8 protein-coding genes are annotated in these 8,522 nt (G+C 68.2%); 2 read left to right on the forward strand and 6 right to left on the reverse strand.

What is annotated here, in order from left to right:
- Nucleotides 1-264: 264 nt before the first annotated feature.
- The 4 genes from G4D85_RS26795 to G4D85_RS26810 all read right to left on the reverse strand — a co-directional run bounded on the left by G4D85_RS26795 (nt 265) and on the right by G4D85_RS26810 (nt 3,821).
- On the reverse strand, nt 265-735 hold the full coding sequence (locus G4D85_RS26795; protein WP_164016845.1) for a hypothetical protein: 471 nt from the start codon (nt 733-735) through the stop codon (nt 265-267).
- Nucleotides 732-2,156: a DUF3943 domain-containing protein gene (locus tag G4D85_RS26800; protein WP_164016846.1), complete on the reverse strand. Its 1,425-nt coding sequence runs from the start codon at nt 2,154-2,156 to the stop codon at nt 732-734. Before G4D85_RS26800 ends, G4D85_RS26795 begins: the two co-directional genes overlap by 4 nt.
- Nucleotides 2,157-2,268: 112 nt before the next feature.
- Nucleotides 2,269-2,835, reverse strand: a complete 567-nt coding sequence (locus tag G4D85_RS26805) for a hypothetical protein (RefSeq protein WP_240359514.1) — start codon at nt 2,833-2,835, stop codon at nt 2,269-2,271.
- A gap of 101 nt (nt 2,836-2,936) precedes the next feature.
- Nucleotides 2,937-3,821 (reverse strand): endonuclease/exonuclease/phosphatase family protein, encoded by an 885-nt coding sequence (locus G4D85_RS26810; RefSeq protein ID WP_164016847.1) that lies wholly within the window; start codon nt 3,819-3,821, stop codon nt 2,937-2,939.
- Between the two features lie 197 nt (nt 3,822-4,018).
- Between G4D85_RS26810 and G4D85_RS26815 the strand changes: the two genes are divergently transcribed.
- Nucleotides 4,019-4,957: an FG-GAP repeat domain-containing protein gene (locus G4D85_RS26815; protein ID WP_164016848.1), complete on the forward strand. Its 939-nt coding sequence runs from the start codon at nt 4,019-4,021 to the stop codon at nt 4,955-4,957.
- A 145-nt stretch (nt 4,958-5,102) separates the two neighbouring features.
- Nucleotides 5,103-5,630: a hypothetical protein gene (locus tag G4D85_RS26820; RefSeq protein ID WP_164016849.1), complete on the forward strand. Its 528-nt coding sequence runs from the start codon at nt 5,103-5,105 to the stop codon at nt 5,628-5,630.
- A gap of 22 nt (nt 5,631-5,652) precedes the next feature.
- Here the strand turns inward: G4D85_RS26820 and G4D85_RS26825 are convergent, their stop codons facing one another.
- Nucleotides 5,653-7,269 carry a hypothetical protein gene (locus tag G4D85_RS26825; protein ID WP_205525721.1) on the reverse strand — a complete coding sequence of 539 codons (1,617 nt, stop codon included), beginning with the start codon at nt 7,267-7,269 and terminating at the stop codon, nt 5,653-5,655.
- A gap of 238 nt (nt 7,270-7,507) precedes the next feature.
- Nucleotides 7,508-8,522, reverse strand: a 1,015-nt coding sequence (locus G4D85_RS26830) for a DUF1254 domain-containing protein (RefSeq protein ID WP_164016850.1), incomplete at its 5' end; no start/stop codon positions are given.

Below are 8,522 nucleotides of genomic sequence, written 5' to 3' on the forward strand. Positions count from 1 at the left end.
GCAATCCCTCCCAAAAGGGACTGCCACCGGCGTGTAACATGCTTTGTTTACGGAAATATAGATGTGTGTGTATTTCCGTATTTAGGAGAAACCAGGAGGTTGTCGAGCTCGATTTCACCCACCGTGATCGCGGGGTGATGCGTCGACGTCACGTGAGACGTGGGACTGTCTTTTCAGAAGGGGACGTCGTGGATGCCGCGGTCGTGGTCGCCCCCCCGGAACGCGGGGGGCGGCCAGGACGTGGGCAGGACGGGCGCCGGACTGCTAGGGCGAGAGCTGCGGCGGCAGGGGGGGCTCCAGGTCGGGGTCGCCCTCGCCCGCGAGGCTGCTGAGGGCCACGTCCACCCGTCCGCGCGAGCCGAAGAGCTGGATGCGCACCGTCCACGTGCCGGGCAGCCCGGGGTGCGTCTGGTTGTCCAGCTGGTACTCCACCGGGGTGGAGTAGAGAGGCTGGTCGGCCGCGTCCAGCACCGTCACCGCTCCCTGCCCGTGGTGCATGAAGCTGCGGTGCGAGACGGAGGCCCGGCCCTCCGGGTTGACCCAGCGCACGACCACCTCGTCGTGCACGTTGTCCAGCTCGAAGGCCTGGAAGCGGAAGGCGCCAGGCTCGTTGTCGGTGAGGGCGCCGTTCTCCTCGCCCAGCGTCTTGATGGTGGAGTCCGCGCACCCCACGCAGGCGGCGAGCAGCAGCGGCACGAGGACTCTGGCCGCGGTGCGCTGAGCCGTGGGCTTCATGGGGTCCACCTCGGCCCCGCGAGCGAGGCGAAGATGCGGAACTGCCGGCCGGTCTGGGACACGTCCGCGAAGGCGTCGTACCGGCTATCGCGCTGGTACCACGTGAAGATGGCGCCCAGGCCCACCTGCCCGATGACGAAGAAGCGCCCCTCGAGCTGGAGGCCCAGCTGCTGGTGGTCGCCGTTGAAGCCGCTGAGCACCGGTTGCCAGAGGTAGCGCCCGGTGGCCCGCAGCAGGGCGCGGTTCGCCCAGGAGGCCCGCAGCTCGGCGCGCCCGCCCATGCCCACGCCGTAGTCGTAGTCGCGCCCCTCCTCGGTCACGAAGTAGTCGGAGCGAACGGCCGAGATGGGCATGGGGGTGGCGAGCAGCTCGGCCTCGAGCCGGAAGCCCGCGGGCAAGCCCCAGCGCGACACGGGCCCGAGCGCGAAGCCCTGGCCGCCGAACTCGAGCGAGGGCGAGGCGAAGAAGTCGTAGGTGATGAAGGCGGCCAGCTGGTGCTCCGTCCCCTCGCTGCGCCGCAGCTGCTTCGCGCCCAGGTTCCCACGCGACTGCAGCTGGGTGAAGCGCCTCGTCCCCTCTGCCTGCCTGGACATCAACCCCAGTCGCAGGTCGAAGGTGCTGAAGGGCGCGCCGTCCAGGTCGGAGACCGGGTCGCCGTACACCAGCTCGCCCGCGAAGTAGGCGTGGCCCAGCTCGCTCTGCACCTGGTCCGTGGTCGTGCCCACCGTGTGGCCATAGCCCAGGTCCAGCATCGCGAAGACGCGGCCTGGCCGGAACTCCGCCGGGTTCTCCGCCACGCGCCAGGCATGCCCGTCCACGAGGCGGTTGAAGCCGCGCACCGGGTTGATGACGGCGGCGCCCACCTCGCGCGCCACGCGCTCTCGTCCCGTCACCCGGTTGTCCAGCACCAGTGAGGACAAGCGCCAGAGCGTCTCGCCCAGGGTGATGCCCCCCAGGCTGGTGTTCCAGAAGTCGTTGGGCGAGGGCGCCCACGTCTCGGCGAACAGCTCCCACATCAGGCTGCCCCCGAAGGCCCAGGGGGCGGACTGCCAGAAGTTGTAGCCGTTGGCGCGCGCGGAGTTGAAGTAGAGGCTGCCGTGGTACGGGTGGCTGAACTGGTTGTTGATGAACTGGTTGTTGTCCCACTGCCACGGATTCTCGACGTTCGTCGCCCAGCTGGCGGGGCTGATCTTCGCCCACTCGGCATCTTGCACGATGATGTTGAACGAGGAGGGGATTGCCTGGGTGAGCATCAGCTCCCCGAACGCGCGCCAGGGCCGGGGCTCCACCTCGCAGTCCGGGCAGGAGCGGGGCGGGGCTGGCTGTGCGAGGGGCGCGTCCGCGGGAGGGCTCGCCTGCGCGCCGAGCCCCCACAGCAGGAGGAGCACCACAGCCAGGGCGCCGAGCAGATGTCGTGTCATCGTGGGCTCCGGGGCGCGAGCGGGTGGGGGAACCAAGGTGGGCCGCGTGCCCGGCGGGCGCACGCTGTCGTCCGGAGCGAGCCCGGTGTGCGCTGGGAGACAGCCCGCGCCGTCATCGAACGTCGGCGCGGCTCCAGCGAAGCGTCAGCCCGGCATGGCCGGTCAGCTGCCGGCGGCCTTCACTCAGGTCGAGCGGAAGCTCGAGGCCGCCCTCTGCTCGCAGCTCGAGGGACGGACGCAGACGGAACGCCACGCCCAGCGAGCCGCCCGGTAGGGCAAGCAGGTGCGAACCGTTGAACCTGCCTTGAAAGGTGGTGAGCGGTCCCGCGAAGGCCCCCATCAGCGAGGCTCCCCCGGTGACGGTCCACGCTCGACTGAGCCGATAGTCGAGCAGCGTCTTCGCCCCGAGACGAAAATTGACGGGCTCCGTGGAGTTGTTGGTGACGGGCACGTACCAGACACCCGCGCTCGGGGCGAGCGACCATGTCCATGAGGACCGCTCGACGAGCCGATGCCGGGTCCCGAGCTCGAGGCCCAGGAGACAGAGGCGACCGCCCCAGTCCAGGTTCTCGCTGACCCCCTTGCGGAAGGTGAGCTCGGGACTGGGCAGATACCCCCGCTCCCGGCCGTGCTCGTAGGCGAGCGCGTTCAGTGAAACGCCAACCTCGGTCGTCCCCACGGGGGTCGTCGCCGCGCCGAGGTTCTGCGCTCCGCTCAGACAGCCAGGGGCGAAGAGGAGAAGCCCACCCACCCACAGTCCCCGTAGGGCGTGCCGCGGGCTCAGGGCGGCCATGCGAAGCGCACCCAGACCGGAAAGTGATCGCTCCCAGCGGGGCGTGTGTCCACGCCGCGCTCCACCGGAGAGAGGCCCCGGACGAAGACGGAGTCGAGCGGCAGGCCGCCGATGATGGAGTCCACGGTGTCACCCACTCCTTCCGAGGCCCATTGGAATCCTCGCTCCGAGAACAGCTTCACGGTCTGCTCGAGGCTTCCCGGGTCGGAGGTGTTGAAGTCGCCAGCGATGACCTGCAACGGCCCCGTCCCGTCGACCGCGTCGATGATGGTCTCCACCTGATCGAGCCGTCCGCCGAGCCCGACGGTGGGGGTCGCGTTGTGCACGGAGACCACCTGTACGGGTGTCCCTCGTAGGTCCAGCGTCGCGACGACGGCGATGCGGTGGCGCTGGTGGTACGGGTCGTCATGGGGGAGGTTGATCTTCGAGTCAGCGGTGATTGGCCACCGGCTCAACACCGCATTTCCAAAGTCATCGCCATCCACATGCACGGAGGCGGGGTAGTAGACGTAGGCCAGCCCGAGCTCACTGGCGATCCTGTCCACGGCGGGCGCGTCCATCTCCTGCATCGCGATGACGTCCGCCCCTGCGAGCGGAGGTCTCGTGAGGGCCGTTATCGCCTCGGAGACCTGCTCAGCGAAGGCGAGGTTGAACGTCACGACGGTGACCGAGGAGGGCTCCTCCGCGGAGCCGGGAGGCAGATAGTCTCCGCTGTATCTCGGTCCGGTCTCATCGGTGTAGTTCTCCGCGAGCGGGCACGCGGTCTGGAGCGCGAGCAAGAGAAGCGCCCACAGGGGCACGACGCGCGGGCCGGGCGGTACTTCCTGCTCGAACGCCCTTCTCCGCTGGAGGGCCTGTCGCAGGTTCTTCATCCCCGCTAGGTATTGAGCGGGCGCGCCGGGGCCCACTGTCCGCGAGGGCCCCTCGATGCACGGGACCCGATACTGGGAGGCCTGTCGAGGGGGCGGGCTCCTTCGATGGAGCCAGGCTCCGGGTTGCTTCATAACTCCAGCAAAACATACACTCCGTGTGAAACCTGATTTTCAAGGTGTCACCAGGGGGCATGCACATGAAGAGCCGGATGCTGGCGTTGTGTCTCACCGGGCTGCTGGGGCAGGTGGGGTGTGGCGGTTCCGAGGGCGAAGCGACGGGCGTAGAGACTCCCGTGGGCGAGGCCGCGCAGGCCATCCGCGGTAGCCGGGTGAGCTTCAATGGCGACGCCACGTCGGACCTCCTGTGGCGGGAGCAGTCCACGGGGAACATGCTCGTCTGGCTCATGCAGGGGCCCTCGCTGGCGGGAACGGCGACGATGCCCGCGCTCTCGCCCTCGCTGACGGTCCAGGCCGCCTCCGACTTTGGCGGCCCCACGCCGGCCAACGACCTCGTCTACCAGCCGGCCACCGGGGTGGGGGGTGACAACATCCGCTTCCTCAGCGACTCCTTCACCGTCCTCGGACTGGCCCCCATCGCGAACCTGCGGCCGAACGCGAGCTGGTACATCGCCGCCTCCGGGGACTTCAACGTGGACGGGCGGACGGACCTGGTGGTGCACAACCGCGACACGGGGCAGTACTTCTACCGGTACATGAACGGGTCCACGTCCCTGGGGAACTCCGCCATCAGCTCGCGCCCGCTGCCCTGGTTCATCGTGGGCGCGGCGGACATGAACAGGGATGGCAGGACGGACCTCATCTGGCGGCACAGGACCTCGGGCCAGAATGAAATCGCGGTGATGAACAACCTGAGCGTGCTCAGCACCGTCGCCCTGCCCACCATGCCGCTGGGCTTCTATCTCGGCGCCACCGCGGACTACTCGGCGGATGCCCATGTGGACCTCGTCTGGCACAACCCCAGCACGGGGCACGTGGTGCTCTGGTGGATGGGGAGCACGTCGGTGGGGAGCTCCGCGACCATCGGCACGATGGGCTCCGGCTGCCCGACCTGGTTCTCTCAGTCCTCGCCCCCGCCCTCCGTGTACGGCTGCAGGTATCTCGTGGGCCCCCGGTAGCGGCCCCTGCCACAGGGTGGCCCGTCTCCCCTGGGCGCAGTCGCGCCCGGGGCTTCGCCTCGGCTCAGGATTCGGTCATGGTAACGACATGGATTCAACGCAGGCCCGCATCCCGAAAGCTTCTGGCCGTGGAGGTGCTCGCGCGGTGGTTGGAGGCACGCTGTGGAAGACCCACACCTCCCGCTTCGTGCTGGCGCTGGTGGCCATCTCCCTTCCGACGACCATCGTCATCTCGGGAGTGGTCGGAGCGTGGCTGTTCTGGCCGGCCTTCAGCGTCACGACCTTCGTAATCTCGATGGTCGTCGTGGGCTTCATCGTCGGCCTCATCACCCTGTTGTCGTTGATCGTCTGGGTCGATGCGCCCGGGTCCACCTTCCTCAAGCTCCCGTTGCAGCACATCGAGTGCTTCGAGCACGGGGCCACGCTGCGCGATGCGAGCGGCGAGCTCCTGGGCGACCAGTCCGCCGGCACGCTCCGGGTGGTGCGCACCAACATGGTGCATGGACGGGGACTGGTCGGCGCGGTGGCGCTCGAACATGCGGGCGGCACGACCTGGGTCGTGCCATATCAGTTGCTCGGTGCATGGTCGGGAATGCGGGCCGTGGAACATTCGGCGCGCGCGCACCGCATCCAGGATTCGCTGTTCGACGCGCTGTTGAAGCTCGCCGAGTAGCGCCCCCAATCGAGCTTCCGCCTCACGGCCCAGGGGGCTCGGACAGGATGCGCACGTTGAGCGCGCCGTTGGCGAAGAACTGGCTGTTCTGCCCCACGCGGTGCTGCTCCAGCCGGCGCTGCAGGCCGAGGTCGTAGCGGCCGAGCTTCATCAATCCATCGTTGAACCAGCCGTCTCCGTTACCGGAGCCGTCGACGTATTCCGCGTACGTCCCCTCCACGGGCCAGACGACGGTGTTGAGCGTCGCGGTGAAGCGCCGGAGGTCGTCATCCGTCCATGTGAGACCGGCGTCGTGCGCCTCGACGAGGAACGCGAGCACTCCGTTCGCGTGCGCCACGTCCTGCCCGGGCGGCTCGTGCGAGCCCCACCTGTCACTCCAGAACCACGCGTCCGGGTGGAGGGGGTGGGGCACGAGCTGCGCGCGCAGGGAAGCGCTGAAGTTGGGCAGGCCCTGCTCGTTGATGTTGTCGAAGACGGCCTGGTAGGTGGGCCGCGCGGTGGCGTCCGCCGTCATGAGCGCCAGGTCCATGGCGATGAAGGCCCAGTGCGCGGCCATGTGCGTGCGGCTGCGGTAGATGAAGGCATCCGCTCCGCGCACGAACCACTTCTCGAAGATGTTCTTCTCGGTGAAGGCCAGCAGGCGCTCGTACTGCGAGCGATAGGCGGTGTTGTCGTAGAGCTCGGGCGTCTCGCGGATGACGCGCAGCAGGCGCGTGACGTAGCGCCAGCAGTAGCTCTCGTACAGCGGCACCTCCTGCCCCTCGGGGTCCGACAGGGTGGAAGCCCAGCCCAGGAAGCCGTCCTTGAACTGGCTCTGGGGGAGAGACAGGGAGACGCGGGCCGTGCCGACCAGGTTGTTGACGTAGAGCAGCGCGCGGTCGAGGTACACGGTCCGTCCGGTGGCCCGGTACATCGCGGTGTTGGCGTCGAGGCCATACGCGAGGCCGTAGAAGTCCCAGCTGTCCGTCGAGGTGCTCCGGGGCAGGGAGTCCGTCAGGTGCTCGCGCTCCCAGACGTTCAGGAACAGCCGCTCCCATGCATCCACGGTGCGCAGTCCGGGAGGCGCCGGAGGCACGAGCGTAGGCGGAAGGACGGGCGCCAGCGCGGGGGCCGAGGCGTTGGCCACGGTGAAGCTCGCGGTGGCCTCATCCGCGCGGAAGCCGGCGTCGCGGACGACCACTGTGAGGGAGTGGTCCCCGTCGGCGAACTGCCGCGTGTCGTAGAGCGTGGCCCTCCCGTCCCACGCCGTCCCCGCGAAGTCGAAGGGGGCGCGGAGGGCCAGGGACATCGGCGAGCGCTGCCGGGTGGGGGCGTCCAGGAAGAACTCCACCCGGGTGATGCCACTTCCCGGGCGGGGGGCCACGAAGATGGCGACGCTGCCCTGGAGGGTGCTCCCCGCGAGCGCCTGTGCCTCCTCACGGCCCGGGGAACGACTGACCTGGAGAGCGGAGGCATTGAACAGGCCTGGCCGCTCCCCGGTGGGCGTGGGCGCAGGGGGCTCCGCGTCGTCCGGCTCGCTCCGCTCCGCGGGGCTCTCGAGCCGCTTGTCGCCCTCACAGGAGCACGCTGGCAGGAGGACGAGCGACAGGACGAAGCACAAGGCGAGACCCCGGGGGCGCCGACCGCTCAATTTCGACATCCGGCCTGTCCTCGAGTCGGGCAACCGTCCCTCCCCTGGCCGGCTGCGGCCGTCATGGGTGATGCCACTCGGCATGTCGAGGGTAGCCGCGGCCGTGGACTTCCCCAATGGCGCCAGGGGACAGGCGCGCGCTCAGCACCGGACGCCATGCGAAGACATCGAGCCCCACCGAGGACCCGGTGGCTCACCACCGGGTCCTCCGCCAGTTCCACGTCACCGAGCCTCAGTGGAGCGGGACCTATCTCGCCGAGGTGTCCACTCGCCGCACCGGGGGGGAGGTCCACTCGCCGTCGAGCGCGCTCCGCTCCGGGACGTAGAGCCGCATGGCCATGTAGAACGCTCCATCAGGGGTTGGCAGCCAGTTCGGTTGCAACCCCTCGTTCGGGGCTTCTTTCTGGATGTAGAACGTGATTGAGCCGTCCTCCCCACGCACGAACGAGTCCAGCATCGGCGAGTTCAGCAGATAGCGATTGATGGGGTTGTCGACGAGCAGCTGGGTCTTGGCGTCATACATCGTGACGGACCAGAACGCCTTGGCCGGCGGGAGCTCGGTCAGGGTGAGCGTGTATTGACTTGTCGAGGCGTCGAGTATCTGCTCGTTCGCATCCACGTTGTACATGAAGTAGAGCGCTTCCTCCTCGGAGTTTCCGTAGATGCCGATCTTCGCCCCCGCGAAGCGGTACAGGTAGTTGTTGTTGAGGAAGTCCCTCGTGCCGAAGAAATCGCCGGTCTTCAGCTCGCCCGCGTCCACTTGTGCATTGATCGCGTCGAATGCCTGCCAGGCATCGGCGATGCCTCCTTCAAAGGCCGCCAGCATTTCGGGGCTCAGGTCGTTCACATCGAACGGCAGGCCGGCGCCAACGCCGATCCGAGCGAACCGCTCCATCAATCCCACCTCGGTGGGATTGGTGGGACAGAATTGGAGCATGAAATTGATGTTGCCGAACACCGCGGGTGTCTTGCCCGGGGCTCCGACGAGGGGTGCCGGCCACTCGATGGAGGGAGGGGGGGGCGGCGGCGGGGTGCCGAGAAACTGGCTCAGGGTCTGGACCTTGTACTGATTCTGGATTGCCTCGACGTTTGGCAGGTCGTTTGGATTGAAGAGTTGCGTGCGGACGACCACCAGGGCGAAATGGCTCTCGCTATAGGAGATGCCATCGAACCTGGACCTGTCCGCGCCCTCCCACGAAGGCCCCGCCAGCAGGAAGCTGCCGCCGTCGTTCCCGGTAGCCCGGGTGCCGATATAGCTGAAG

This window comes from Pyxidicoccus trucidator (assembly GCF_010894435.1).
GTDB lineage: Bacteria > Myxococcota > Myxococcia > Myxococcales > Myxococcaceae > Myxococcus > Myxococcus trucidator.